This is a genomic window from Candidatus Dormiibacterota bacterium, assembly GCA_035532035.1.
GTDB lineage: Bacteria > Vulcanimicrobiota > Vulcanimicrobiia > Vulcanimicrobiales > Vulcanimicrobiaceae > Tyrphobacter.
Map to the genome: position 1 here is coordinate 16,424 of DATKRS010000030.1, position 26,977 is coordinate 43,400.

A 26,977-nucleotide genomic window follows, 5' to 3' on the forward strand; every position below is an offset into this window, starting at 1 on the left:
CGCGGCGCCCCTCTTTATTTGTTGTCGAAGGATGACGAGAGACGATGTTCAGAGTTTCCAGTTGACGCCGAGCCGCACGACGTTTCCGTGGAAGTAGAAGTCCTTGCCACCGGAGTAGCCCGACGTGCTTCCCGTCCTAAAGAAGGCCGTTGAGTAGGGCTGCAGCGTGTAGAGCAACCCCTCGAGCTTCATGGACATACGCGGACTGATGGCCCATTCGCCGCCCAGTCCCTCGGTCCAGCCGCTGCGCTCGACGCTGATCGTCCCGGGGTATTGAAGGTGCGAAAACGCGTAGTTCGTCGAGAGCGTGACGTTGGCTTGCGCCCAGCCACCCGTGAGATAGATGAGCGTGTTCGGCGATGCGAGCCCGATGCGCAGGCGTTCCGTTTGAAACGACGTCATTGATTCAGACGCGGAGAAGTGCACGTTGCAGCAGCCGCTGCTGCCGTACTCCGGCAGGATTCCGTAGAAGTTCGACGAGCCTTGCAGCGTCGTTCCCTGATAGTCGAACTCAGGGCCGATAACGAAGTGGCCTGCCTGCAGGTTCGCTCCGAGCTGAACGCCGCCGAGGAAGCCCGCCGCGTTCATCTTGCCGATGCCGGCATCGATCGAGCATCCGGGTCCGTAGACGACGCCGCCCGGCGTCGTGCACGTGTCGCCGCCGGTATCGTGATTGACGATCCCACCGATGTTAGCGCCGACATAGATGCCGGCCCATCTGTTGGGCGCTGGTGTCGGAGGCGGCGGTGCCATGGTGGGCGGCGGCGGTGCCATGGTGGGGGGCGGCGGCATCGGCGTCGGTACGATGTAGCGCACGACGACGATGTGCCGGTCCGGAACCCACTCTACGTACGCGCCCATGCCTTCGGAGATCACGCGCACGGGAACGAGAACCTGACCGTGCCACATGATCGGCGGGACGTCGAGCGGTCGGGTCTCGCCATTGATGACGACTTCGGGTTTACCGACCGTAACGGAGACGGACGCGCCCGCCTTGGAAGCGGTGACGGTCTGCGTCGAGGGATCGTAGGATACCGTGGCGCCCATCTGCTCGAACATCGAGCGAAGCGGAATAAGAATGGTGCCGTTGCGCACCAAGGCGGCCAGCACCCGATCTTGCTTGAGAACGTCGGGGTTTGCATAGACGTGATGGTCGTTGTAGAGGATCGGGATCGTGCCCGAAGGTGGCACACCAAAGTCAGGCGTGCCCTGCGCGTGGGAGATCGCCGGTGCCCAGAGGGCCATCGCTGCGAAGATTGCAGCGCATGGCCAAGAGAGTAGTCGCATTGTTTGATTCTTTCTATCCGGGTTTCCAATGTTGCCCCGGAGGATGGGGGTTGGGCCGAGGTCCTACCTGGCGGCCACTAGGGAAGAAGGTACCGCCTTCTTTCCCCGGCACCCTCTATAATCAGGTATTAATCTTTGGGTGAGCCCCCTTGCCGCCGCTGCTATAATCGAGGGACTGTGAAAGAGAAGATCCACCCTACGTGGTATCCGGAGGCCCGCGTACACTGCGCCTGCGGGAGCACCTTCACCACCGGCTCGACCCGAAAAGAGATCGCGGTCGAGATCTGTTCGGCGTGCCATCCGCTCTTCACGGGCCAGCAGAAGCTGATCGACACGGCCGGACGCGTGGACAAGTTCAACCAGCGTGCCGCAATCGCACGGCGCAAGCAAGAGGAGGCGGCGGCTCGCTCCAAGGAACGCGCAGCGAAGAAGGCCGCGGCGGAAGCGTAAGCGGCGGTCGTGGACGAGCGCGCGTTCGAGCGCCTCGAGGCGACCAGCCGGCGGTTCGACGAGATCGAGGCCGAGCTGGCGGCAGCCGGCGGCGCGTTCGATCAGGCTACGTTTACCGGTCTGGTCAAGGAACGCGCTCGTCTGGTTGAGACGGTCGAGGCGTATCGTGCCTATCGCGCGGCCCTCGAAGCCCTCGAGGCGAATGCCGTATTGCTTGCCGACCCGGAGATGCGCGAGCTCGCGGAGGAAGAGGAGCGCTCGCTGCATGCCCGTCGCGAGGCGCTCGAGGCACGGCTGGCGGAGCTGCTAATACCCAAGGACCCTGACGACGACAAAGACGTGTTCGTTGAAATTCGCGCCGGCGCCGGCGGTGACGAAGCCGCGATCTTCGCCGGCGACCTGGCGCGCATGTACGCGCGCTTCGCCGAATCGCTCCACATGAAGGTCGCCGTCGTTTCGGAGAGCCCGAGCGAAGCCGGCGGCTATAAAGAGATCGTCTTCTCCATAAGGGGAGAGCAGCCGTATCGCTGGTTCAAGCACGAATCGGGCGTCCACCGCGTGCAGCGCGTCCCCGCAACGGAGGCGCAGGGACGCATCCACACCTCGACGGCTACCGTCGCGGTGCTCCCCGAAGTGGACGAGACCGTTCAGATCGAGATCAAGCCGGTGGACCTGCAGGTCGATACGTATAAGTCGAGCGGAGCCGGGGGGCAGTATGTCAACAAGACCGAATCGGCGATTCGCATCACGCATGTGCCGACGGGTATCGTCGTCGCCTCGCAACAAGAGCGCTCGCAGCAGCAGAACCGCGAGCGTGCGATGCAGATGCTGCGCGCGATGCTCCACGAGCGCAAGCGGCGCGAGCGAGAAGAGGCCACGGGCTCACTGCGCCGTAGCCAAGTCGGCACCGGCGATCGCTCCGAGAAGATCCGCACGTACAATGTGCCGCAGGATCGCGTTACCGATCACCGCACGAATCGCAACTACGGGAACCTCCGCGCGATTCTCGACGGCGACATCGGCGAGATCGTCGAGGATCTGCTGCGTGACGAGCGTGCCCGGCTGCTCGCAGGCTCTGCAGCATAGCCGGTACTGCGACGCCAGCTCAGGCTTCTAAGGCGCCATCCTGAGCGTGTCGAAGGATGTCGCCCAAGCTTTGCGCTCGGCGAGTTCGCGGCTCTCCGGAGCGTCGCCGTCCTCCGGCGCCGACGCAGCGCTGCTGCTCGCGTATACGCTGGAGCACGACCGCGCCTGGCTCATCGCTCATGGCGACGAGCCGCTTTCGGCCGCCGATTTGCAGCGTTTCGAAGCGCTCGTCGAGCGTCGCGCGCTCGGAGAGCCTGTCGCATATCTCATCGGTACGGCATGGTTCTGCGGGCGGCCCTTCAAGGTGAGCCCGGCGGTGCTCGTCCCGCGACCGGAGACGGAGCACGTCGTCGAAGCGGCCCTCGAGCACCTGCGCAGCTATGCGAAGCCGGTCATCCTCGACGTGGGCACGGGAAGCGGCGCGATCGCGTGCACGCTCGCCGCGGAGCTGCGTGGAGCGGTTGTCTACGCGACCGAGCGCAGCACGGACGCGCTTGCCGTTGCCGAACGCAACGCTCGTGCCCTGCGCCATCCCGACCCTGTCGCGTGTCATCCTGAGCTTGTCGAAGGACGCCTCCGGTTCGAGCTCGCGGATCTTCTGCCGCGGGACGAAAAGCTGCGCTTCGATTGCGTCGTCGCGAACCTGCCGTACGTTCCCACCGCGCAACTCCCTCGGAGACCCGAGCCTGCGGCTTTCGAGCCGCGAGAGGCGCTCGATGGCGGGTCCGACGGATTGCGCGAATACCGCCGTCTCCTGGCGCGCCTACCGGGGCGCCTCAACGACGGCGCAGTTGTGCTTCTGGAGGCCGCGCCGCCATCGATCGCGGCGCTGCGCGATCTCGCCGCGGCGGCGTTTCCGAGCGCACGCGTCGGCGTCGGTCCCGATTATGCTGGGCTCGAGCGCTACATTCGGCTTGTCATTCCCTTCGATTTGCCAAAGAAGACAAAGGTTCGATAACCGCCCGCGCTGAACACAGCAATCCCGAGTGGCCAAGTACATTTTCTTTACCGGGGGCGTGGCCAGTTCGCTCGGAAAGGGCATCACGGCCGCATCGCTCGGGCGCCTGTTGAAGGCCCGCGGCATCAGCGTCTCGATTCAAAAACTCGATCCCTACATCAACGTCGACGCCGGCACGATGAACCCGTATCAACACGGGGAGGTCTTCGTTACCGAGGACGGCGCAGAGACCGATCTCGATCTGGGTCACTACGAGCGTTTCATCGACGAGAACCTCACGCGTGCCAACAACGTGACGACCGGGCAAATCTACAAGGCCGTCATCGAGAAGGAACGCCGCGGCGAATATCTCGGCGCGACGGTACAAGTCATTCCCCATATCACGAACGAAATCAAGGCGCACGTGAAGCGCGTCGCCGAGGCAAGCCGCGCCGAGGTCTGCATCGTCGAGGTCGGCGGGACGGTCGGTGACATCGAGTCGCTACCGTTCTTGGAAGCGATCCGTCAAATGCGCTACGATGTCGGCGACGAGAACGTCATGTACGCGCACCTGACCCTCGTTCCCCACCTCGGTGCCCCCGACGAGCTCAAGACGAAGCCGACCCAGCACTCCGTGCGCGAGCTGCGCGGCATCGGCATCCTCCCCGACGCGATCGTCTGCCGAACGCAGACCTCCGGTCCGATGCCGATCGAGCTGAAGGAAAAGATCGCGCTCTTCTGCGATGTCGCTCGCTCCGCGGTCGTGCAGAACAACGACGCGCCGACGATCTATGCCGTACCGTTGAACTTGGAGAAAGAAGGCCTCGCCGATGCGGCGGTGCGCAAGCTTCATCTCGATACGCGGGCGCCGCACTTGGAGGAATGGGAGGCGATCGTCGAGCGTATCTTGCATCCGGAGCGCCGCGTCACGATTGCCATCGTCGGGAAGTACGTCGAGCTCAAGGACGCCTACATGTCCATCAACGAAGCGCTCTACCATTCCGGCGCCGCGCACGATGCGGGGGTCGACATTAAGCGCATCGATTCAGAGGACATAGAAAGCGACGGCGTGGAGCTTTTGCGCGGCGTCGACGGCATTCTCGTCGCGCCGGGCTTCGGCTCGCGCGGGGTCAAGGGCAAGCTGCTCGCGATCCGGCATGCGCGCGAACGCAAGATCCCATTTCTCGGAATCTGCTACGGCATGCAGCTGGCCTGCATCGAGTTCGCGCGCAGCGTCTGCGGGCTTCCCGACGCGATGACGACCGAGGTCGACGAGACTTCGGCGGACCCGGTAATCGATTTCATGCCCGATCAGCGTAATCTCGAAATGTACGGCGGAACCATGCGTCTGGGAAACTACGCGTGCACGCTCGTCCCGAATTCGCATGCGGCGCGCGCTTACGGCGAGCTCGAGATCGGCGAGCGCCACCGCCACCGGTACGAGTTCAACAACCGCTACGCGCCGATCTTCGAAGAGCACGGCATGCTCTTCACCGGTTTTCACACCGTCGGCAAAACGCAGCTGGTCGAAGTCATCGAGCTTCCCGAGGCGATGCACCCGTGGTTCGTCGGCACGCAGGCGCACCCGGAGTTCAAATCGCGCCCCAATCGCCCCTCGCCGCTCTACCGCGACTTTGTGGGCGCCGCGCTCGGGCGCACGCATCATGGGCGTAGCGATAGCGGTGTCACCGTGAGCACCTCGACAGCTACGCAGCGCCCCTGAACCCGTACGACATCACCGCCGTTATCCTCGCTCGTGACGAAGAGCGCAATCTTCCCCGCGCGTTGACGAGCCTGCCGCGCGGTATGCAGGTGCTCGTGATCGACGCGCGCTCGCGCGATCGAACGGTCGAGTTTGCCCGTGCCGCGGGCGCGCAGGTCATCGAACGAGATTGGACGGGCTTTCTCGACACGCGTCGTATTGCGGCGTCGAACGTTGCGACGCCGTGGACCTTCATGATCGACGCCGACGAAGCGCTCGACGACGCGCTGCGCGACGCAATCCTCTGCGCAGACGGCGACGTCGACGGCTACATCGTGCGCCGCTCGACGTATTATTGTGGAAAGGCCCTGCGCATGTGGAAAAACGAGCCTCTCGTGCGCCTCTTTCGTACCGGGCGCGCGCTTTTGAAAGGGAGCTGCGCCGCGGGCGGCAGCGCTCAGGTGCACGAACGCTGGGTCTGTGAAGGCCCGGTCGCTGAGCTGCGTGGAACCTTGCTGCACTATTCTTATGCAGATGCCGCTTCGTACCGCGCGAAGTTCGAGCGCTATACGGATCTCGAAGCCGCCGCACTGCATGCTTCGCCCCTGCGCACCGCGCAAGAATGGTTACTCGTGTGGCCGCGCTGGCTACGCCTGTTGCTCCTGAAAGGCGCGCTTCTCGACGGCGGCCGCGGCATCGCCGCCGCGTATTGGTCGGCGCGCTACCGGTACGTGGCGTGCCGCAAAGCGCGATGAAGCGTGTCGGGCTCGACGCTCGGCTCTCGCGGCAGATGTCCGTCGGCATGAAACTCTACGCGCGCGAGATGTGTGCGAAGCTTCCCCTGGTGGCACCCGAGTTTGCGTACGCGACGTTCTCGCAGGGAGGAAACTTCGACTGGAGCGAACAGGTCGCGCTGCCGCTCGCCATCGCGAAGGCAGGCGTCGACCTCGTTCATTTTCTTTCACAATACACGCCGCTCGTCGTGCCAGTACGCTCCATCGTCACTCTGCACGACGTCATCCACCTCTGCTTTCCGCAGCATTTCAAGCGTAAAGCGGCGTGGTATTATCGCTTCGTCGTGCGGCGAGCCTGTGCGCGCGCGGCACGCGTCATAACGGCGGACGAGCGCACCGTGGACGACATCGAGCGTTTTCTCGGCGTCGACCACGCGAAGATTCGCGTCGTTGCCCTCGGTGTCGATCCGCAGCTCTTTGCGCCGGCTCCAGGCGCCGACGCGCACGCAGGAGAACGCCCGTACTTTCTGTACGTCGGGAATCATCGCAGGCACAAAGACTTGGCGACGCTGCTCGAGGCCTGGTGCTCTCTTCCGGAGCGTTACGAGGTGGATCTCTACATGAGCGGCCCGGATGACTTTGGCGGCGCTCTAGAGCGTGCGTCGACGAAGCGGCGACACGCGCGCGTTCTCGGAGAGCTCTCCGTGCCCGAGCTCGCGGCGTACTATCGCGGAGCGAGCGCCCTCGTGCACCCCGCTCTGCGCGAAGGCTTTGGCCTGACGTTGCTCGAGGCGATGGCCGCGGGAACGCCGGTCGTCGTCTGCGCGGATGCCGTGCCCGCCGTGCTGGAAGACGCGGTGCTGACCTTTCGGGCCAGAGACGTGCGCATGCTTGCGGAATGCCTTGCCGCCGTTCTGGACGACCAGGGGCTGCGCGCCCGGCTCGTCAATCATGGGCAGATGCTCGCACGGAAGTTCACGTGGGATCGGTGCGCGCGCGCAACCGCCGATGTCTATCGCGAGGTGCTCGCATGATTTGGCGCGCCGCGCTCCTCGTCGCAGCCGTGCTCGCTCTGACCGCCGTGCACCGCGCCGCCCCGGCACCGGAGATCGGCATCGTCATCAATGGAGAGACGCTGCCGCTCGAGCCGCCGCCGCTTTTGATCCGTGGGATCCTGCTCGTTCCGGTGCAACGCACGGTACACGCTCTAGGACTCGATTTCAGCACCCTCGGCTCGAGCATGATCACGCACGTGGGCGAGAAGACGGTCGTGTTGCGCGACGGCAGCCGCATTGCCACGGTCGACGGCGCGCGCGTGTTGTTAGATGCGCCGGCGACGCGCCGTAACGGCGTCTTTTACGCGCCGTTGCGTTTCTTCACGTCGGTGCTCGGTGCCGAGGCGACCTTCAATCGCCGCGAGCACGTCGTCTCGATCGTCTCGCAGCTCGTCGGCCGGTCCGGACTCGGCGACTTCACCGTCGGCAACCGCACGGTCAACGTCGGAACCGTAACGGCGGTCGACGTCGACTCCGCGCCGCCGACCGTGACCCTTTCCTTCAATGGGTCCGTTCGCACGATTCCGATTTCGAACAACGCGCTGATCACGATGCATGACGTAGGCGTCGACATCGACATCCCCGGCGAGCTCACCGACATCCGGCCCGGAGACTATGCCGAGATCGCCATGCGCTCGGACGGCACCGTGACGTCGGTCGTCGACGAATACGGTTCTCGGTACGGCGTGGTCGCGGTCGTGAACCCAAACGAGCTCTTGATGCAAGATGGCCACGTTATCGCGCCCGATCGCGATACCGAGGTATCGTTGAACGGAAAGCCGGCGTCGTTCGGCGATCTCGTCGCCGGCGATCGCGTGACGGTGCGGTACAACGTCGAGACGGGCGAGGTCCGCGAGATCGTCGCCGAGCGCGCGGCAGAGCCGACGAGCGGACAAAGCGGGAGCGCGAACATCAGTGACGTCACGATCGATGCAACGCACCCGCTGCGTGCCGGCGACACGCTGAACGTGACCATGCACGGCGCTCCCGGCGGCGCCGCCACGTTCGACATCGGTGCGTACGTCGCTGGCATCGCGATGACGGAACGCGCACCGGGAACGTACGTTGGAAGCTACGCTATTGCCGCAAACGCGAACTTCGCGGATACGCCGATCGTAGCGCACCTCCAGATGCACGACGGCAGCTCGGTGGAAGCGCGCGCGGCGCAGACGCTCTCCGCGTCGGGTCGGGCACCGGGCATCTCAACGGTCGGACCGAGCGACGGTGCTACCGTGACGCTGAACGCCCCCGCGATCTATGCGACCTTCGTCACCGATGCCGTGCCGGTCAATCCATCGAGCATTCGCTTGGAGGTGAACGGCCGGGACGTAACGCCGGAATGCGTTCGCACGGCGAACTTCATTCAGTACCTGCCCGAGACGGCGTATCGGCGCGGCGCCGTTCGCGTTCGCGTTCGCGTCGCCGACGAAGCGGGAAACACGGCAACCAAGTCCTGGAGCTTCATCATACGATAGGCATGCGATTCGCCCAGCAAGCGTCATCCGAAGTTTGTCGAAGGATGCATCGATGGAGTGCCTTTTCTGTAAGATCGTTGCCGGAGAGATTCCAGCGGACGAGATCTACCGCGACGATGACGCGATTGCCATCGCCGACGTCAACCCGCAGGCCCCGAAGCACGTCTTGGTGCTGCCGCGCAAGCACTACGCGACCGTGGCCGACATTCTCGACGGCGGTGATGAAGCATTGCTCGGGCACGTCGTGGCGGTTGCGACAAAGCTCGCGCGTGACTTCGGTTCCCGCGGGTTCCGGCTCGTGGTGAACACTGGAGTCGAGGGCGGGCAGACCGTCGACCACGTGCACGTGCACGTCCTCGCAGGTCGCCACATGAGCTGGCCGCCCGGATAGCGCACAATTGACGCTCCCCCGGCCCTGTGATAAGGTACGCAGGGCTCATATGCCGGGAAAGGGGGTTGAATAATGGAAGTCCGCATCGCGCCGGGTGAATCGATTGAGAGCGCCCTGCGGCGCTTCAAGAAGGCCACCCAGAAAGCCGGCATCCTCGCCGAGGCTCGCAAACACGAGCATTACGAGAAGCCGAGTGTGCGCCGAAAAAAGAAGTCAGCCGCCGCTCGCAAGCGTCGCGTCTGAGTTATCTCCGATGGGCTTGCTGAAGGATCGCTTCGCCTCTGACTTGCGTGAGGCGATGAAAGCGCGCGACCAGCTCCGAGCCGATACGCTGCGCTCTGCGATCTCCGGCTTCACGTACAAGCGTGGCGAGACGGGCAGGGAGCCGACCGATGCGGAGGAGCTCGACGTCGTCCGCAGGCTCGTGAAGCAGCGCGCCGACTCGATCGAGGAGTTCGAGAAGGCGGGCCGGACCGAGCTCGCGCAGAAGGAGCGCGCCGAACGCGAGGTGCTTCTGGCGTACTTGCCGCAGCAGAAATCTGCGGATGAGGTGCGCGCGATCGTCGCGACGGCGATGGCAACCTTGCCTGCCGGCGAGCGCAATCAAGGTGCCGTCATGAAGGCGGTGATGCCGCAGCTGCGCGGCCTCGCAGATGGAAAGCTCGTCGCCGAGATCGTCCAGGAGGCGCTGAAGGCCCGCGAAAGCAAGTAGTCCCTCACGAAGATGAAGGCGGTTCGCCTGCGAGCCGGGATATGGCTCGGACTCCTCTTGTGTGGGATTGCGTCGCTTTGCGCGCAAGCCGTTTCGGCCCCGGCGTCGGCCCCGATCGTCGTTATTCCCATCCACGGAACGGTGGACGATGGGATGGCACATCTCGTGCAGCGCTCCGTCGCGGAGGCGAACGGCGAGCACGCGGCGGCGATCGTGCTCGACGTCGACAGCCCAGGCGGCCTCGTCTCGTCGGTCTTCGATATCGAGGACGCACTGCGCTCCGCACAGGTTCCGGTGATCGCGTATGTCAGCGAGCGCGCGTACTCGGCGGCGGCGCTCATCACGCTCTCGGCGCAGCGGATCATCATGGCGCCGGGCGCCTCGATCGGCGCAGCGGAGCCGATTCCGAACACGCCCAAGGAAGTTTCGGCACTGACCGCCGAGTTCGAGTCGACGGCACAGCGCAATCATCACAACCCGACGATCGCGGGCGCGATGGTCAATCGCAGCATCGCGATCCCTGGGCTTAAAGCAGCCGGAACGATCCTGACGCTGAACACGGTGCAGGCGTTGCGCTATCACGTTGCCATCGCCGTCGAGCCGTCGCTCGACGCCGCGCTTGCGGCCGTGCATTTGAACGCGAACTCGCGTCTGCACGAGCACTTGACGTGGGCGGAGCGCCTCGCACGTTTTGCGACCGACCCGACCGTAAGTGGCCTGCTGCTCTCCATCGGCATGCTCGGCATCATGGTGGAACTCTACACGCTGCACGGCATAGCCGGGCTCATCGCGATCATCGCGTTCGGACTCTTCTTCGGAACGCACGTCTACGCAGGATTTTCGAACTGGGGCGTTGTCGCGCTCGCCGTGCTTGGGTTCATCGGCATCCTTTGGGAGCTACACGTCGTGCCGGGGCACACGTTTCCCGGTGTCTTGGGGGGCATCGCGCTCGTCGCGGCGGTCGTATTGGCCTTCGGCATTCCAAACATCGCGGTGGCCTTCGAGACGTTGGCGGCCGCCATCGCGCTGACGATCGTCGTCTTTCTGCTCCTGCTGCGCGTGCTGCCGGAGAACGCATGGATGCATCGTCTCGCGCTCACGTACGCGCAGGGGAGCGATTACGTTTCAAGTCGCGATTTCGGCGACCTCAAAGGTCGCACTGGAATCGCCGCCTCACAGCTTCGCCCCGCGGGCGTCGCCTCCATCGACGGCCGCCGTATCGACGTTCTCACCGAGGGTGAATACGTCGCGCAGGGTACGCCGATTCGCGTCACGCGCGTCGAAGGCGCGCGCATCTTCGTCGAGCCCGGCTCCGGGCTCGGCCCCACATAAGGAGTTCTTCTCGTGGCACTCGTGACCGGCATCATTGTCCTCTTCGCGATCATCCTCTTCATCATGTTCCTCTACTACTTTCCGCTCGGCTTGTGGATCCGTACGATCGCTGCCGGCGTGCCGATCGGCATCATCACGCTCGTGCGCATGCGCTTGATCGGCATTCCTCCGGGAATCATCGTTACGAACTACGTGCGCGCGCGCAAAGCGGGCTTGAACGTGACGATCGATCCGATGCAGTCGCATTATCTCGCCGGCGGCAACGTGGAGGCGGTCACGCTCGCGATGATCGCAGCGCAGCGCGCCCAGCTCCCGCTGGAGTGGCAGCGCGCAGCCGCCATCAACCTCGCCGGACGCAACGTGCTCGAGGCGGTCCAGACATCGGTCAATCCTAAGGTCATCGAGACGCCGACCTTCCAGGGCGTCGCGCAAAACGGCATTCAGCTTAACGTCAAGGCGCGGGTCACGGTGCGCAGCAACCTCGACCGCTACGTCGGCGGCGCCGGCGAGCTGACCGTCATCGCGCGCGTGGGCGAGGGCGTCGTCGCCGCGGTCGGCGCGGCCGTCGACCACAAAGAGGTGCTCGAGTACCCCGACCGGATCAGCAAGGCCGTGCTCGCGAAGGGGCTCGACGCCGGAACCGCCTTCGAGATCGTCTCGATCGACATCGCGGACGTCGATGTGGGAAAGAACATCGGAGCCGAGCTGCAGACGAGCCAAGCGGAGGCCGACCGGCGCATTGCACAGGCCAAGGCTGCGGAACGGCAGTACGCCGCGCTCGCCGGCGAGCAAGAGCAGAAGGCGCTCACGCAAGCGATGCGCGCCAAGGTTGTCGAGGCGGAAGCATCGATACCGCTCGCGATCGCGGAAGCGTTTCGCAGCGGCAACCTCGGGGTGATGGACTACTATCGTTTGAGGAATATTCAGGCAGACACGGAAATGCGTAGCTCGATCGGCGCGTCGGAGACGCCGCCGCAGTCGGAGGCGACTCAACAGCCGCCTCCGATGACGCCGTAGCGTGAACGTTCAGGATTTCGGCGGTCTGATCTGGGCCGTCTTCATCCTTATCGCTGTGATCTCGTCGGTCGTCCGGAGCGTGAAGCGCACGGCCGGACGCATGGAGCAGAGCTCGCCCGCGCAACCGCCTGCGCCGCCTTTAGCACCTCCGCCGCCTTCGTTGAGGACCGGCGTGTCGAGGGGCGGCTCCAGGCAACGCGTCGTGGTTCCTCTTCCGGTACCGCCGGCAGCGCCCGCACGGGCGCCTGCGCTCGCAACGCTTCTCGTCAGTGCGCCGAGACGGCGCTTGCTTTCGGCGGGAAGCGTCTTCGAACGAGGCTCGCCCGTGGCGCGCGGTATCATCGCACTCGAAGTGCTCGGTCCACCTCGCGCACTGCGCGAGTGGACCTCGATCGTTTGACGTCCCGCAGCATCAGCCTCGAACGCTTGGCGGATCGCGTTCGGCTCTTCGGCGAATACGACGGCAACTTGTCTGCCTTAGAAGAAGGACTCGACGTCCGGCTGCGCACGGAGGACGACCGCCTCGTGCTCAGCGGCGAGCAGCGTAACGTCGAGCGCGCCGCGGATGCGCTCACGAGCATGCTCGAGGCGGCGATGGAGGGAACGCAGATCACGCCGCATGACGTGGCGCTTGCGGTCGCGGACACCGAGCGCGGCGGAGGCCGCGCATTGGCGGCGACGCTGCTGCGCGGGCAGCGGGGCCGCGAGATTCGCCCCCGGACCGCGGGCCAGCGCAGCTTCGTCGAGGCGATCGATGCCAACACGCTGACGGTCGGCATCGGGCCGGCGGGCACCGGGAAGACATTTCTCTCGGTCGTGATGGCCGTGCGTGCGCTCAAAGCGCACGAGGTCGCGCGCGTCGTGCTTTCGCGTCCCGCAATCGAAGCCGGCGAGAAGCTCGGTTTTCTTCCTGGCGATTTCCGCGAAAAGGTCGACCCCTACATGCGCCCGCTCTACGACGCTCTGGGCGAGCTGCTCGACGAGAGCGTCGTCGCGCGTTACATGGAACGCGGCACGATCGAGGTCGCGCCGCTTGCATACATGCGTGGCCGCACGCTCTCGGACGCGTTCGTCATCCTCGACGAGGCACAGAACGCGACGGGCGGCCAGTTGAAGATGTTTCTCACGCGCCTTGGCTCCGGATCGAAGATGGTCGTCGTCGGGGACGTGACGCAGATCGATCTTATCGGCGCCACGAGCGGCCTGCTCGATGCGGCGCAGCGCCTGGCACGCGTCGAAGACGTCGCCGTGATCGAGTTCGGCGAGGGCGACGTGGTACGTCACCCGCTCGTGACGCGCATCGTGCGCGCCTACGGCAACACGTCGCAGTGATCCATTTTCGCAACGACGTGCGGCGCGGCGGTGCCGACGGCCGCTCGCTGAAGGCCGCGGCGCGCCGCCTCATGGAGGCGCTCGGCGAAGAGGGGTCTTCGGTGTCGCTCTCGCTCGTGAACGATGAAACGATGCGCCAGCTCAACCATCGTCACCGCGGCAAAGACGTGCCAACGGATGTCTTGTCCTTCCCCATGAGGGAGAAACATACGCCTGCGCAAGAGTCTTCGGGATATGGCCCTCCCGAAGACATCCTCGGCGACGTCGTCATCAGCGTGGACATGGCGAAGCGTCAAGCCGCCGATTACGGCGCGCCGCTCCAACGCGAGCTCGAGCGGCTGCTGATTCACGGTCTCTTGCATTTGATCGGGCACGACCATCACGCGTCCCGCGAGCGCAACGTCATGGAGGCGGAAGAGCGTCGCTTGGCGCAGTGCATCGGCATGCCGTGGCCCTATCGCGCGAGATGAGGCGCTTCGCCCTATCGTTCACGCACGCGTTCGACGGCATCGTCGCCGCCGCACGCGTTCAACCGAACCTCGTCGTGCACCTGATCGTTGCTGCGACCGCGTTCGTGGTGGCGCTCGCGCTTCACGTCAGCCTGTGGGCCTTCGTCGTCGTCGTCCTGCTCGTCGCGCTCGTGCTCGGTCTGGAGTTGATGAATACCGCGATCGAGGCGCAGGTCGATCTCGCGACGCTCGAGCTGCATCCGGTTGCAAAGCGCGCGAAGGACGCCGCTGCGGGCGCGGTGCTCGTCGCGTCGGTCGGAGCCGTGCTCGCGGGGCTTGCGATCTTCATCTCTGCATGGGTCTCAGGGTACCGGGCGCCGGCAGTTCCCGCGCTCGACGCGCAAACAGTCGTTGCTGCGCTCGGCCTCAGCGCGCTGTTCGCGGTGCTGCTGAAGGCACGATACGGTGCCGCGTTCAGCGGGCGAGCGACCGTTCCGTGGACGATCGCAGCGCTCGTCGCCTTTACGGCGCCGGCGAGCCTGGGCTACTGGCCTGCGTCCGCGGCGATACTCTTCGCTCTCGCGGTGAGCGTGACGCGCCGCCCGCTCGCCGTAGCGATCCTCTCGGGGCCGCTGCTGGGCGCCGGCGCGGCGTGTCTCTGCCTCCTAGCGCACGACCCGCGTATGCTATAATGGCGCAGATTTGAACGGCGAGCCCCCGCTATGACCCACGGCACCGACGCACTCGACGTCGTCGCCCTCGTGGTGCTGATCGTCATGTCCGGGTTCTTCTCGGCGTCCGAGGCTGCGCTGATCTCCGTCTCGCGCTTGCGTGCGCGCACGATGGCCGAACGGCGTCTGCGCGGCGCGAACGACATCGTGCGCCTGAGCGACGATCGCAATCGCTTTCTCACCTGCGTACTCATCGGAAACACGGTTGCGTTGCTTGGCGCGAGCTCCATCGCGACCGCTCTCGCGCTGTCGCTCGATCTACCGTACCCTACAGTCTTCGCGACGCTTGCGATGTCGCTCGTCGTGCTGCTCTTCGCCGAGATCATTCCGAAGACGGTCACCACGAGCGATGCCGAGCGCTGGTCGCTGCGCCTCGCTCCGCTCATGCGCGCGGTCGCGTGGGTGCTCACGCCGGTCGCCAATGCATTCCTCTTCGTCACCGCTCTGCTCTTGCGCCCCTTCGGGATCCGCAACGTGCAGCATATCTTCGTCACCGAGGAAGATATTCGCGCGCTCGTCAACGTCGGCGCGGAGCAGCGCGTCATCGAAGAGCAGGAGCGCGAGATGATTCATTCGGTGATCGAGTTCGGCGATACGATCGCGCGCGAAGTGATGACCCCGCGTCCGGAGATGGTCGCGGTGTCCGTGGACGCGTCGCCGCGGCGAGCACTGGACATCATCATCTCCGAGGGACATTCACGGCTGCCCGTGTATCAGGAATCCAAGGACGACATCATCGGCGTGATCCACGACCGCGAACTGATGATCGCGCTTGCGACCGGAACGCTGGCGACGACGACCACTCGTGCGCTCATGCGCCCGGCCGTGCACGTGCCGGAGTCGAAGCGAATCGCCGAGTTGCTGCGCGAGATGCAGCGCGACAAGTTCTCGCTGGCGATCGTCGTCGACGAGTACGGCGGAACCGCGGGCCTCGTGACGATGGAAGATATCCTCGAGGAGATCGTCGGGGAGATCCGCGACGAGCACGACACCGACGAGCAGGAGCCGATCGCGGAGGTCTCGTCGGAGGAGGCGATCGTCGACGCGCGCACCAACGTCGAAGACGTGAACGCTGCCCTGGGGACGCAGTTGCCCACGGAGGACTTCGAAACTATCGGCGGCTACACCGTCGGGCGTTTCGGGCGCCTTCCGTCGGAGGGCGAAGAGATCGAGGCCGACGACAACACGCGCCTGCGCGTGGAACGGGCGCACGGACGCCGCATCATCTCGGTACGGGTATTTCATGCCAAGAGCGCCGACGGACAGGCAACGGGCGGCGAGCGCGCCGAGGCGAACGCGCACGATGCCGTCCGCTAGGAGTCTGATCGCGGCGGCGCGCGCCGCTCGCGCGAACGCCTACGCCCCGTACTCGCACTTCGCCGTCGGCGCAGCCGTCGAAACGCTGGACGGAACGGTGATCACGGGTGCAAACGTCGAGAACGCGAGCTACGGCCTCTCTATTTGCGCGGAGCGCGCGGCGCTGGTGCGTGCGGTCGCGGAAGGCCATCGTGGTTTTCGCGCCGTGGCCGTCGCCGGACCCGAGGATGCGACGATTGCGCCCTGCGGCGCGTGCCGCCAGTTCATCGCGGAGTTCGATTCCGCCATGCCGGTGGCGTTCACATCGCCAAGCGGCGTGGTCGAGACGACGCTCGCCGAGCTGCTTCCGTATCCGTTCACACCCGAAGCGCTCTCGCGCAGCTAATCATGGCGGCGGCGGCGCGGACCTATAAAGCGCGCGGCATCGTCCTGCGCGCGCGTAATCTCGGCGAAGCGGACCGCATCGTCATCCTCTTCACCCTGGAGCACGGCAAGGTCGAAGCGGTCGCCAAAGGTATCCGGCGCGGCCGCAGTCGCGTCGGCGGACGCCTCGAGTTCGGAAACGAGGTCACGCTGACGATCCATCGCGGACGCTCGCTCGACGTCATCGCCGGCGCGGAGATCCTACGCGAACACTGGCGCGAGCTCGTCGATCCGCGGCGATTCTCCGTCGCTGCCGAGGCCTGCGAGATGATAGATGCGTTCTCAGAACCGGAGCTTGCGCTGCCGGAGGTCTACGTGCTGCTCGTCGGAATGCTTGCAGCCATCGCGCGATCGGATGCTCCATCCACGCTCGTCCCGCGTTTTTCGATGCGATTGCTCGATGCGCTCGGCGTCGCTCCTCCGCTCGACGCGTGCGTTCGCTGCGGCAACGCGCTCCGCGCGAGCGCGTGGGTGGACGTCGAAGCGGGCGGCCTCATCGACGCGTCGTGCCGCGAGCGCTGGCGCGACCTGCCCGAACTCGACGCGGCCGCGCTCGAGAACCTCCGCGCGCTCGCCGCGCCTCGAGAGCGCCGCCGGGCAGCGGTGCAGGCATTGCCGCGCGTCGCCGAGGCCGTAGAACTGCTCGTGGCACACCATCTGGGTCGCCGGCCGCGATCGGCGGCTGCGGTTGCGGAGATGCGATGAGCACGATCATGGCGCTCGACGTGGGCGAAAAGCGCATCGGCGTGGCGATTGCGGATCCTAGCGAGACCTACGCGCTGCCGATCGGAACGATCGCGCGCACGAGGCTGACCGACGATCTCGAGCGCATCGCGCAATACCTGGAGAGTTATGGCGTGCGCGACCTCGTGGTGGGCGACCCGGTGACGCTCTCCGGGGAACGCGGCATCGCGGCGCGCAAGATGGACGACTTCGTGGAGCGCATCCGCCGCGTCTTCACGGGAACGATACATCGCGTTGACGAACGGATGACGACCGCGCAGGCGACGAAGGCGATGATCGCTGCCGACGCCTCGCGAGATCGTCGTCGCCGGGCCGTCGATATGATGGCCGCTGCTTTGATTTTGGAGACGTTCTTGGCTCGTCGTCGTTCAGAGAAATGAAACTGGTACGCGCGCTTCTCGTGCTCGTCCTTGCGGTCGCAATCGTCGCGGCGCTGCTCCTGCTCTATGGCGCGTTCCTCGATCGTTCGCGCCCGGTGGCGCAGACGCGCGTGGTGATTCCGGCGGGAGCGTCGTTCGACGACATCCTCGCACGGCTGCGCAGCGCCGGCGTCATCGCGCATACGCTGCCCCTCCACGTGCTCGCGCGCGTTCGAGGCGAGGAGACGAAGGTTCGTGCCGGCGAGTACCGGTTCGCTCCGCATGAAACCGAGGCCACCGTCTTGCATGCGCTCGTCACGCAAGGCGCAGCGGTTGCGCAATGGGTGACGATTCCCGAGGGCTTCACCGACGAACAGATCGCGCGGCGACTACAAGAGGCGGGCGTCGGTGACGCGCCGACGTTCGCGCACTCCTTTGCGACGTCGTCGATCGAGGTTGGCGGCGTTCGCACGCACGGATTGGAAGGCTTTCTTTTTCCGGATACGTATCTCGTTCCGGTCGGTGCGACGCCGCAACAGATCGAGGCGCAACTCGAGCGCGGTTTCCTTGCGGCGCTTCCGGCCGACGCGGTGCGACGTGCCCGCGCGCTCCACGTCTCGGTGCCGCAGGCCGTGACTGTCGCGTCACTCGTCGAGCGAGAGGCGAAGCTCGACAAGGATCGGCCGATGATTGCCGGCGTCATCTACAATCGCCTGCGTCTGGGAATGCCGCTCGAGATCGATGCGACGATCGAATACGCGCTGCCGCATCACAAGTCGGAGCTCTCGCGTGCCGACTTGACTGTGCGGTCGCCGTACAATACCTACCTTCACACGGGTTTGCCGCCCACGCCGATCGCGAATCCCGGGCGCGCCTCGCTGGAGGCGGCTTTCCACCCCGCTTCCACGAAGGCGCTCTACTACGTGTATTGCGGGGGCGGCGGACACGTCTTCGCAGAGACCCTCGCGCAGCATCAAGCTAACGTCGCGCGATGTTTGAGGTAGGTGGCGATATGAGTTCCGGAGCGGGCGACAAGCGCCTCGACGTCAACGACACGTTGGTCGTGAAGACGCCGAGCGGCGGAGAACTGCCGTTTGTGGTCATGGCGCTTCTCGAAGACGAGGAAGAAGGAAGCGGCTACGCCGTGCTGCTGCACGAGCCGGAGGACGGCGAGGAGAGCTTCATCGTCACCGATCCATACGGGAAGCTGCTCGAAGATGACGCCCTCGCCCAAGACGTGCTCGACGACTATCTCGATTTCGCCGGCGAGTCCGAGGACGGCGACGCGTGATCCGCGCGCTCTTCCTGTCGGCGAACGTGGGCGTCGGACACTCGTCGGCGGCAAATGCCGTCTGTGCGGCACTTGAGGACGTCGCGCCGGAGAATCGCGGGCTCGTCGTCGACTCCTACCGGTACGCGGCGTTCGTCGTCTCGCGCGTGGTCTCGAGCGGCTACCTGCAGATGGTCAAGACCATACCGCAGATGTATCGCTATCTCTACCATAGAGCCGAGCGCGCAACCGAGATCGGTCCGTTTCGTACCTGGGCGCATCAGTTTACCGCTGCAAACCTGCGTACGCTGATCGAGCGCGAGCGGCCAGACATCGTCGTCTGCACGCATGCATTCCCGTTTGGAGCGATGGCGCAATACAAGGCCGCCTATGCGGATTCGCCGCCGATTCTGGGTATCGTGACCGATTTCGCCGTGCACGGCTTCTGGGTGCAGGAGGGCGTCGACGGCTACGTCGTCGCCACGGAGGCGTTGCGCGCCGAGCTCGTCGCGCGAGGCGTTCCGGCCGAACGGGTCGTCGCTGCAGGCATTCCGGTACATCCGCGCTTTTCCGCGAGCGAAGAGACGCGTGCAGCGCTGCGCATGCGGCTCGGACTGCCGCAAGATCGTCCGATCGCGCTGCTGATGGGCGGCGGTCTGGGCATCGGTCCGCTCGAGCGCATGATCGCGGCCGTAGAAGGGACGAGGACGCCGGTCGCCGCCGTCGCCATCGCCGGCCGGAACGGCCGGATCGAGCGCCGTGCGCTCGCTGCCGCGCGCAAGCTCGGCCGGCCCGTTCGCGTGCTAGGCTTCGTGGAGAACGTCTACGACTACATGCACGCCTGCGACGTGCTGGTGACCAAACCCGGCGGACTGACGGCCGCAGAGGCCCTGGCCGCCCGGATACCCCTCGTACTCTGTAGCCCGCTTCCCGGGCAAGAAGAGCGGAATTCGCGCGTGCTGGTCGAAGCGGGATGTGCAGTACGAGTGCGTTCGTTACCGGATCTTTCGGACGCGCTCGATACGGTACTTTCCGACCCGGAACGCAGAGCGGGCATGGTGGCCGCGGCTGCGAAGCTGGGCCGGCCGCAGGCGGCGCGAGAGGTTGCGGCACTGATTGCCCGGCTAGCCCGCGTGAGCCGGGCGATCGTGGAGAAGGCAGGCGCGGCGTAGCGCAGGGAGGGTTAACGTGAGAATCCCGTCGGCGAAGACCTACGCGTGGGTCATTGCAGCGTTGCGCATCTACGCGGGTGTCTTCTGGATCTCACACGCCATTCCGAAGTTTACGAACGGCAGTGCATTTCTGCCGCCCAACGGCTCGATGGGCGCTGCGATCGCGAAGGCGATCGCGCTAACGAGCGGACCGTACCACGCATTCCTCATCGGCACCGTTCAACCGCACATCGAGCTTTTCGCGCAGCTCGTTCGTATCGGCGAGCTCGCTGCCGGGATTCTGTTGTTGCTCGGTCTCTTCACGCGTCTCGGCGGACTGATCGGCGTCGCTCTCGCAGCAGCCTTCGTCTTGGATCAAGGGCATGCGGGACTCGGCGGCTGGTCCTCCTTCGGCGCGGCAGCCCTCGCCCTCTCGGCAGTCAGCGTGCTCCTTCCCGCCGGGCGGGTCTTGGGGGTCGACGCGTTCCTGCGACGCTCGAGCTCGTCGTACGACGAGGTTCCCGAGATGCCGGTGCCGCCGAACAGGCCCGAACCGACGCCGCAGCCGAGCGGCAACACCGCGGAGCCGGCGATCGGGGAGGCCCCTTCCGCGAATGCCTCGGTGGTTGCCCCGCGCGAACCAGGCCCCAATGGAGCGAATGGCGGCCCCGCGTTCGCCGCACCGGCGTCCGCCGGTCCGGTCGTGGATCAGAGCCGCCAGAACGTCTAGCAGCCTACGGCGTTCTGACTGCTGTACCGGGAGCCAAGCCGAGCGCTCCGTCCACGACGACTCGCGCGCCTTGGGGCAGCCCCGCAACGATCGATAGCCCGGGATCCGATGCCACTTCCCGTACGTGCGCTTCCTCGACGCGCCCGTGTCGCACGACCATGATGCTGTCATGCCGATCGCTCAAGAATGCCGTCGTGGGAATAGTGATGCCGCGCCTCGGCGGCAAAGCGATGGTCGCGATGACCGGCATTCCGGCTTGCCACGCGCCCGTCGGATTGGCGAGGTCCACTTTGATGGCGAAATTCGTCGAGCCCGGTTCGACCTGTGGCAGGACCGCAGTCACCACGCCGCTCACCGCGTGGGAACGCGAACCGCCGCTGCGCATTACCGTTGCGGTCAGGCCGGCGTGAACCCGAAATGCTTCGTCGCTCGATGCGCTGAGCACGGCATACACATGCGAAATCTCTTGCAGCGTGAATATTTGCCGCCCTGAAGGGTACTCGCCCGGATTCAGATTGCGATTGACTACGATACCGTCTATCGGAGAAACGATAACCGCGCGAGCAATCTCACGTTCGATCTCGCGCGCTTGCGCTGCGGCGACGCGCGCTTGGGCACGCGCCTCCGCGATGTTCGAGGCGAGCAGCCCTTGATTCGAGCTCCCGACCGGATTGCCGTTCAGGCTCACATCCGCGGTCGCCGCGCTCAGCTGCGCTTGCGCGGCGCGCAACGCTTGTTCGTCCGATGCGACGCGCGTGCGCTGCGCATCGAGGGCTTGTAGCGAGAGGTATCCCTTTTGCTCCAACGCCTCGTAGCGACGCTCGTTGAGGACATCTTCTTGCAGGGTCGTACGGTCTTGCGCGACTTGGGACTGAGCCGACTGCATGGTACTCGAGCCGTGCGCGAGCGCCTCCCTGGACTGGTACGTCACCTCTGCCGCCTTCGCGCGGTCGACCGATACCATCTGTAGCGCCGCTGCGAGAGTCGCCTGGAGATCGTCCGTTGCAAGCGTTGCGAGCACCTCGCCCTTGCGGACCCACGTGCCTTCGTGCACGTACACGGCCGTCGCGGGCTCCAGCAACGACGAAGAGAGTGCGACGCTGCGACGCGGTGCGATGAGGCCGGCGAGCGTCTCGGAAACCCGCAATACCGCGGGTGCGGCAACGCTGGTACGAACCGACATCCTATGGTGAACCGGCGTTGCGGGTTTTTCGGCGCAGGCGCCAAGCGAGAGGGCCACCACCGCCATCCCGAGATATGCGCGTGCGCGTCGTGCGTCGCCCGAGCCCCTCACGAAACCTCTCCGGCGCCGCGCTGCACGGATCGCACCGCCCGCGCGTCCGGCCGCACGGCGTGGCGTATTTCCTTTGGCGCAAAACGCATGTACATCACCGGGACGAGAACGAGGGTCAGCAACAGCGAGCTCGACATCCCGCCGATGACGACGATGCCCAGGCTCTGCCGCACCTGCGAGCCGGGCTCCAGGGCGAGTGCGAGCGGCGTCATCGCCGCGATCATGGAAACGGTCGTCATCACGATCGGGCGAAAACGGGCTCGCGCGCTCTCCTTGATGGCGCGCAGCCTGCCGGCACCATGATGGCGCAGCGTGTTTGCGTAATCGACCAGCAGAATGCCGTTTTTTGTCACGATGCCGATCAGCATGAGACAACCGATCAGAGAGAAGAGATTGAGCGTCTGATGCGTCAGCGCCAACGCTCCGAGTGCACCGAAAACGGCGACCGGAACGGCGAACATGATGATGAACGGCGAGAGGTAGCTATCGTACAGTGCGACCATCAGCAAGAAGACGAGAATCAGGGAGAGGATCAAGGAGCCGCCGAGATCCGTGAGCACCTCCTTCATACGCGCCTGCTGGCCGTTCGGGGTCGCATGCACGCTCACGAACGGCGGCAGGTGCAGAGCGGCGATCCTGGCGTTCAGCTGGTGCTGCACGCTCGAGAGGGAATAGCCGGACGCGACATCTGCATTGACGTGCACGACGTCCGAGCGGTCCTGGCGAACGATCAGCGGCGGCGCGGGCGTCCAGCGAAGACGTGCGATGTCGCCGACGTGGACGATCGAGCCGTTGAGCGCGCGTATGGGGATTTCCAGGATCGCGCGCGGATCGTGCAGATGTGCGAGCGGATAGATCACCTGTATGTAGACCAGTCCGTTGGTGGTACTGAACTGCGACGCGATTGCGCCGCCGAAGGCCGCCTCGACGGCCGTAGCGGCATCGCCGATGCTCACGTCGAGCATCCGCGCCATGGCGCGGTTGAAGACGACCGAGAGTTGCGGCGTGAGCCGGCGAGCGGAGCTGCTGACATTTATCGTGCCGGGCGTAGAGACAAGCGCATCGAAAACGCGGCGAGCGTATGGCGTGGGATCGTGTCCGCTCCGTAGCGAGACGAGCTCGTCGATCGGCTGCACGCTACCGCCTCCGGTCCCCGATGCGGCAATGACGACTGCATGGGCCGCCGGCGCCTGTTGTGCGACCAGCGTTCGCAGGTCGTGCACCCAGAAATCCGTCGAATGATGGCGCCCGTAGTGGAGAAAGAGGTGAATCTGACCGACGTTCGATTCCGAAACCGTGTGCCCGAAAGGCGCCGAGTAGCGTCCTGCAACCGTCGTCTCCGAGCGCAGATCGGGAATGCGATCCACTGCACGCTCGAGTCTCAGGAGCGCGGCCTTGGTCGTTTGCAACGGCGTTCCAACCGGATAGGCGAGCTGTACGTAGATTTCCCCGCGATCTTGCGGCGGAATGAACTCTTCGCCCACGACACCGGTCGGTACCAGGAGCATTGCAAAACCGAACGACGCGGCAGCAATGGCCATCACGATCTGCGGATGGCGCAATCCCCAGTTCAGCAGGTGCGATGAATACCATCGCCGGACGCGCTCGAAGCCCGTTCCAAAGGCCCGCACGGGGGCGGGCGGCCGCCACTGCGAGTGCAGCGACCAGAGTCCCGCCAGGCCCGGCGTAATGGTAAAGGAAACGAAGAGCGAGGTCAGCGTGGAGACCGTCACCACGATGCCGAACTCTGCGAGCTCGCGTCCGATCGGCCCATGCAAGAACGCAATCGGTAAAAAGACGACGACGTCGACCAGCGTGAGCACGATCGTTGCGGCTCCAATTTCTGCTCGCGCTTGTACGGCCGCGTCGTGCGGCGTTTGCCCGAGTTCTCGGTAGTGCCGCTCGGCATTCTCTAGAACCACCGTCGAGCCGTCGATGAGTATCCCGAAGACCAACGTCATCGCGAGCAGCGAGATCGTGTCGATGGTCAAACCCAACAAACGCATCACGAATAACGCGACCGCCAACGAGACCGGGATTGCGATCATGACGACGATGGCATTTCGCCAGGACTGGAGGAAGAGCAGCATGACCAGTGCCGTCAATCCGACGCCTTCCAGCAAGGTGCGGATGACGTCGCCGAGCTGTTGCTCGGTCACTTTCGCCTGCACCTCGATGATTTTGAAATGGATCTGAGGAAATTGGGATTTGAGCGCCGGCAATGCAGCGAGGACGTTGTTCGCGACCGTCACCTCGGATTGCGACGTAGCCTTGCGGACCTCCAAGAGAATGCTCCGCTGCCCCTCTACCGACGCGTAGTCGAGTTGCGGTTCGTGAGAATCGCGTACGCTCGCGATTTGCCCGATGCTCACGTCGTGAGCGACCTGGGTCCAGAGGTTGAGCGTTCCGACCGTATTCGCGGGTGCCGATTGAACGCTGCTCTGAATCAGGAGCGACGATACCGACTGAGGCGAGCTGATGTCTCCCCGCACGTCGACCGAGGTTTGCCGATTCGATTCGTATGCGAAGCCGCCGGGCGCGCGAACGTTATTCGCGGCAATGCTCGAGACGACGTCGTTCAGCGTGAGACCTTCGGCGGCCAGCGCACGCGGGTGAACGCGAACCTCGTATGCGGGCACGACGTCGCCCGTGACGTTGACTTTGGAGACGCCGGCGATCTGTTCGAGCGTTGGGACGAGATGGTTGATGACGACTCGCGCGAGAGCGCTGGGGCTGAGTGCGCGCGAACTTACGGCGATCGTCACGACGTGCGGTTGGCTGGGATTGCTCGCGCGCACGACCGGCGGTGCGACGCTGCTCGGCAAGTTCGATTGCGCGGCCTGCACGGCTTTCTGCACGTTCGTCAAATCGGCCGGGACGTTGGACGATAGCGCGAAGGTAGCCGTAATCGACGCGCGGCCGGCTTCGATGATTGCACTCAGATGCTGGAGGTTCGGGGATCCGCTCACCTGCTCTTCGATCGGGATGACCACAGCGTCGCGCATCACGCTGGTCGGTGCGCCTGCATAGGTCGCTGAAATGCTGATGGTAGGGTGTGCGACGTTGGGATACTCTTGCTGGACCAAAGAGTGCCATGCAAAAGCACCGGCCAGGAGGGCGAGCGTAATGACGACGACAGCCAGGGTTGGCCGTTGAACGAAGAGCCGTGTCAGCATCGGCCGCTTACGTTATGCCTCGGTCCTCGCGTTGCGCGTATCGGGCATCGGTGCCATCGGGGCAGTATAGCATCCGCCGATGAACGCAACATGAACCCTAGTATGCGCGGACGGCCACCCCCTTGCTACCGCCGTGACGAGGAGGTGGCCGACTCGCAGGCGCGTTACGCGGCCGGCGAGAAATGCCGTTCGGGAATGGCGCCCAGCGATCTCTAAGCGGCCATTCTCGCGGAGAGATGGCCGAGCGGCTGAAGGCGGCGGTTTGCTAATCTGACCTGTGCGAGTCGAAGCGAGTCGCAGCGAATGCCACGCCGAATAAAATCGGTTGTTGTAAGTTGCATCGAACCGCATTGAGCCGCTATCGACGGCAACCGTTTGGCAACCACTCTGCGAGTTGCTGACCGCGCACCCGCAATCGAGGGGGCGAATGGGCACCGCGGCCCACCGGACAAAGGAGCGCGCCATGCCCAACGAACACCCCCTTTTGGGGAGGACCAGCATGATGCTTCGAGCGGTTGTGGCCAGCGTTGCCTGGTTCGCATGCGCCTTGCCTGTAAGTGGCGCGCCCACGGTTCTGAGCAGCTTGCCGACCGCGTCCGCGATTCCCCCAATCATCTTGCAAGGATGCGCGCAAAAAGTAAGGGCTCGGCATGGATTCCTGAGCGCAACGGGCGGCGGAATCTTCGGTGCGGCGCGCGGGGATCAGGTCGTCGGGTTCGATGTCTCTTTCGTCAATACCACGCAGAAGGTGGCAACCGTCATCGTCGTCCGAATCGGCGACACAGAGTTCGCGAAAACCGGCACTTTCTCGCCCGGCGTCACGATAGCGTGGAGGCTTGCCGCCGCCCCAGGCGCATGCTCGATCCGCGCCGTCCGCTTTCAAGACGGCACGGAATGGACGGCGCCAAACTAGTTACGCTCGCTATCACAACGTGTCCCGCGGTAGCCGCGGCCAAGGGGTGGCAACCCCAACGCCACCGCTGGCAGCGACCGCGCGAAAACCGAACCTAGCTTGGGTCTGTGTAGCACTGAAGAAATTTTGAAAAAGGGTTTTGGCTTCCGCTATGGCGAGCGCCACGTTCCGCACGTAGGGGCACACGACCGTTGCGCCACATGGCAGCATTGGCTGCGCCTCACTTAGCGCACTCGTCTTGATAAGGCCTCTTGCTGGCGCCTGCGCTCCTGGGATTGTAGGTAGCTACGAAACACGAAGGGGCCCGCGGCCGTGGCAATGGCCACTCCAATCTCGGAAAACCCTTGGAGGGAATGCCCGTGCCGTAGAAGATCGGCACCTGCCCAGACCAGGTAGACTCCAATACCTCCGCCGATCAAAAGCCCGAGGTTGGCACGAGCCGCATCGGATATAATGATTATCCGTTCCATTGCGCGCCGATGCTTGCTCTGCGCCTGAAACTCCGCAAACAGAATCTCGCCCGACCCCGGCACGCTCCGGTTATACTCTTCGATTTGCTGGGCGCTCGGGAGGGGTCCCGAGATCATTGTTCCCTGGACTGTTAGCGTAGCGACGCCTGGAGGCTGGGTCGCCTGCTGCTGCCGTAACAGGCGCCTGCGCTGTTTAGAGGCCAAATGCTACGCTGGCAACGCGCGCTGCTGCATGGCCTTGGTAAGATCATGGCCAACCATGTACCAATCGGCATAGACCGATAGAGCATCCGATTCGCCAGGGCTGAAATACATGTTGTAATTCCAAACCTGGGGACTAAAAAGGTCGATGACGCTTCCCATGCCGCCAAGGAAACCGGGACGCGCGACCAAGTAGAACGGGCGGATATCCTCCGGACCGTAGGACGCTGGGAGCCAGC

Annotated in this window: 29 protein-coding genes; 25 read left to right on the forward strand and 4 right to left on the reverse strand. The window is 64.8% G+C overall.

What is annotated here, in order from left to right; all coding sequences use genetic code 11:
- Positions 1 to 48: 48 nt before the first annotated feature.
- Positions 49 to 1,287 carry a stalk domain-containing protein gene (locus VMV82_09815; protein ID HUY41849.1) on the reverse strand — a complete coding sequence of 413 codons (1,239 nt, stop codon included), beginning with the start codon at positions 1,285 to 1,287 and terminating at the stop codon, positions 49 to 51.
- Between the two features lie 177 nt (positions 1,288 to 1,464).
- Between VMV82_09815 and rpmE the strand changes: the two genes are divergently transcribed.
- From rpmE to VMV82_09935, 24 genes are all read left to right on the forward strand, one after another.
- A complete protein-coding gene (rpmE, locus tag VMV82_09820; protein HUY41850.1) occupies positions 1,465 to 1,737 on the forward strand; it encodes a 50S ribosomal protein L31 in 273 nt (90 codons plus the stop codon).
- Positions 1,738 to 1,746: 9 nt separating this feature from the next.
- A complete protein-coding gene (prfA, locus tag VMV82_09825; GenBank protein HUY41851.1) occupies positions 1,747 to 2,823 on the forward strand; it encodes a peptide chain release factor 1 in 1,077 nt (358 codons plus the stop codon).
- Positions 2,824 to 2,869: 46 nt separating this feature from the next.
- Positions 2,870 to 3,781: a peptide chain release factor N(5)-glutamine methyltransferase gene (gene prmC / locus VMV82_09830; protein ID HUY41852.1), complete on the forward strand. Its 912-nt coding sequence runs from the start codon at positions 2,870 to 2,872 to the stop codon at positions 3,779 to 3,781.
- 28 nt (positions 3,782 to 3,809) lie between these two features.
- Positions 3,810 to 5,483, forward strand: a complete 1,674-nt coding sequence (locus VMV82_09835) for a CTP synthase (protein HUY41853.1) — start codon at positions 3,810 to 3,812, stop codon at positions 5,481 to 5,483.
- A 23-nt stretch (positions 5,484 to 5,506) separates the two neighbouring features.
- Positions 5,507 to 6,217: a glycosyltransferase family 2 protein gene (locus VMV82_09840; protein ID HUY41854.1), complete on the forward strand. Its 711-nt coding sequence runs from the start codon at positions 5,507 to 5,509 to the stop codon at positions 6,215 to 6,217.
- Entirely contained in the window at positions 6,214 to 7,230 is a 1,017-nt protein-coding gene (locus VMV82_09845; protein ID HUY41855.1) for a glycosyltransferase family 1 protein, read from the forward strand. The genes VMV82_09840 and VMV82_09845 overlap by 4 nt, the downstream gene beginning before the upstream one ends.
- Positions 7,227 to 8,726 carry a copper amine oxidase N-terminal domain-containing protein gene (locus tag VMV82_09850; GenBank protein HUY41856.1) on the forward strand — a complete coding sequence of 500 codons (1,500 nt, stop codon included), beginning with the start codon at positions 7,227 to 7,229 and terminating at the stop codon, positions 8,724 to 8,726. The genes VMV82_09845 and VMV82_09850 overlap by 4 nt, the downstream gene beginning before the upstream one ends.
- Positions 8,727 to 8,778: 52 nt before the next feature.
- A complete protein-coding gene (locus VMV82_09855; protein ID HUY41857.1) occupies positions 8,779 to 9,117 on the forward strand; it encodes a histidine triad nucleotide-binding protein in 339 nt (112 codons plus the stop codon).
- A gap of 69 nt (positions 9,118 to 9,186) precedes the next feature.
- The gene (rpsU, locus tag VMV82_09860) at positions 9,187 to 9,360 is read left to right on the forward strand and encodes a 30S ribosomal protein S21 (protein HUY41858.1); all 174 of its coding nucleotides are present in this window, start codon (positions 9,187 to 9,189) and stop codon (positions 9,358 to 9,360) included.
- A 10-nt stretch (positions 9,361 to 9,370) separates the two neighbouring features.
- Positions 9,371 to 9,829 (forward strand): GatB/YqeY domain-containing protein, encoded by a 459-nt coding sequence (locus VMV82_09865; protein ID HUY41859.1) that lies wholly within the window; start codon positions 9,371 to 9,373, stop codon positions 9,827 to 9,829.
- Between the two features lie 12 nt (positions 9,830 to 9,841).
- Positions 9,842 to 11,161 carry an NfeD family protein gene (locus VMV82_09870; GenBank protein ID HUY41860.1) on the forward strand — a complete coding sequence of 440 codons (1,320 nt, stop codon included), beginning with the start codon at positions 9,842 to 9,844 and terminating at the stop codon, positions 11,159 to 11,161.
- 12 nt (positions 11,162 to 11,173) lie between these two features.
- Complete coding sequence (gene floA / locus VMV82_09875; protein HUY41861.1) at positions 11,174 to 12,178, forward strand: flotillin-like protein FloA; 1,005 nt, start codon at positions 11,174 to 11,176, stop codon at positions 12,176 to 12,178.
- A gap of 1 nt (position 12,179) precedes the next feature.
- Positions 12,180 to 12,578: a hypothetical protein gene (locus tag VMV82_09880; GenBank protein HUY41862.1), complete on the forward strand. Its 399-nt coding sequence runs from the start codon at positions 12,180 to 12,182 to the stop codon at positions 12,576 to 12,578.
- Entirely contained in the window at positions 12,575 to 13,510 is a 936-nt protein-coding gene (locus VMV82_09885) for a PhoH family protein (protein HUY41863.1), read from the forward strand. The genes VMV82_09880 and VMV82_09885 overlap by 4 nt, the downstream gene beginning before the upstream one ends.
- A complete protein-coding gene (gene ybeY, locus VMV82_09890) occupies positions 13,507 to 13,980 on the forward strand; it encodes an rRNA maturation RNase YbeY (GenBank protein ID HUY41864.1) in 474 nt (157 codons plus the stop codon). The genes VMV82_09885 and ybeY overlap by 4 nt, the downstream gene beginning before the upstream one ends.
- Positions 13,977 to 14,651, forward strand: a complete 675-nt coding sequence (locus VMV82_09895; GenBank protein HUY41865.1) for a diacylglycerol kinase family protein — start codon at positions 13,977 to 13,979, stop codon at positions 14,649 to 14,651. The genes ybeY and VMV82_09895 overlap by 4 nt, the downstream gene beginning before the upstream one ends.
- A 30-nt stretch (positions 14,652 to 14,681) precedes the next feature.
- The gene (locus VMV82_09900; GenBank protein ID HUY41866.1) at positions 14,682 to 16,007 is read left to right on the forward strand and encodes a hemolysin family protein; all 1,326 of its coding nucleotides are present in this window, start codon (positions 14,682 to 14,684) and stop codon (positions 16,005 to 16,007) included.
- On the forward strand, positions 15,994 to 16,392 hold the full coding sequence (locus VMV82_09905) for a cytidine deaminase (protein ID HUY41867.1): 399 nt from the start codon (positions 15,994 to 15,996) through the stop codon (positions 16,390 to 16,392). Before VMV82_09900 ends, VMV82_09905 begins: the two co-directional genes overlap by 14 nt.
- A gap of 2 nt (positions 16,393 to 16,394) precedes the next feature.
- Positions 16,395 to 17,135, forward strand: coding sequence for a DNA repair protein RecO (gene recO / locus VMV82_09910; GenBank protein ID HUY41868.1), 741 nt, complete (start codon positions 16,395 to 16,397; stop codon positions 17,133 to 17,135).
- Positions 17,132 to 17,554, forward strand: a complete 423-nt coding sequence (gene ruvX, locus VMV82_09915; protein HUY41869.1) for a Holliday junction resolvase RuvX — start codon at positions 17,132 to 17,134, stop codon at positions 17,552 to 17,554. The genes recO and ruvX overlap by 4 nt, the downstream gene beginning before the upstream one ends.
- The gene (mltG, locus tag VMV82_09920; protein ID HUY41870.1) at positions 17,551 to 18,537 is read left to right on the forward strand and encodes an endolytic transglycosylase MltG; all 987 of its coding nucleotides are present in this window, start codon (positions 17,551 to 17,553) and stop codon (positions 18,535 to 18,537) included. The genes ruvX and mltG overlap by 4 nt, the downstream gene beginning before the upstream one ends.
- 8 nt (positions 18,538 to 18,545) lie before the next feature.
- Positions 18,546 to 18,824 carry a hypothetical protein gene (locus VMV82_09925; protein ID HUY41871.1) on the forward strand — a complete coding sequence of 93 codons (279 nt, stop codon included), beginning with the start codon at positions 18,546 to 18,548 and terminating at the stop codon, positions 18,822 to 18,824.
- Positions 18,821 to 19,975, forward strand: a complete 1,155-nt coding sequence (locus VMV82_09930; GenBank protein ID HUY41872.1) for a glycosyltransferase — start codon at positions 18,821 to 18,823, stop codon at positions 19,973 to 19,975. The genes VMV82_09925 and VMV82_09930 overlap by 4 nt, the downstream gene beginning before the upstream one ends.
- A gap of 16 nt (positions 19,976 to 19,991) precedes the next feature.
- Positions 19,992 to 20,684, forward strand: coding sequence for a TQO small subunit DoxD (locus VMV82_09935; protein ID HUY41873.1), 693 nt, complete (start codon positions 19,992 to 19,994; stop codon positions 20,682 to 20,684).
- Between the two features lie 4 nt (positions 20,685 to 20,688).
- On the opposite strand, the gene VMV82_09940 is transcribed toward VMV82_09935, so the two are convergent.
- Positions 20,689 to 21,867, reverse strand: a complete 1,179-nt coding sequence (locus VMV82_09940; protein HUY41874.1) for an efflux RND transporter periplasmic adaptor subunit — start codon at positions 21,865 to 21,867, stop codon at positions 20,689 to 20,691.
- A gap of 107 nt (positions 21,868 to 21,974) precedes the next feature.
- Positions 21,975 to 25,154 carry an efflux RND transporter permease subunit gene (locus VMV82_09945; protein HUY41875.1) on the reverse strand — a complete coding sequence of 1,060 codons (3,180 nt, stop codon included), beginning with the start codon at positions 25,152 to 25,154 and terminating at the stop codon, positions 21,975 to 21,977.
- A gap of 583 nt (positions 25,155 to 25,737) precedes the next feature.
- Here VMV82_09945 and VMV82_09950 point away from each other — a divergent pair.
- Positions 25,738 to 26,067 carry a hypothetical protein gene (locus VMV82_09950; protein ID HUY41876.1) on the forward strand — a complete coding sequence of 110 codons (330 nt, stop codon included), beginning with the start codon at positions 25,738 to 25,740 and terminating at the stop codon, positions 26,065 to 26,067.
- Positions 26,068 to 26,744: 677 nt separating this feature from the next.
- Here VMV82_09950 and VMV82_09955 read toward each other — a convergent pair.
- On the reverse strand, positions 26,745 to 26,977 hold a 233-nt coding region (locus VMV82_09955; protein HUY41877.1), incomplete at its 5' end, for a hypothetical protein.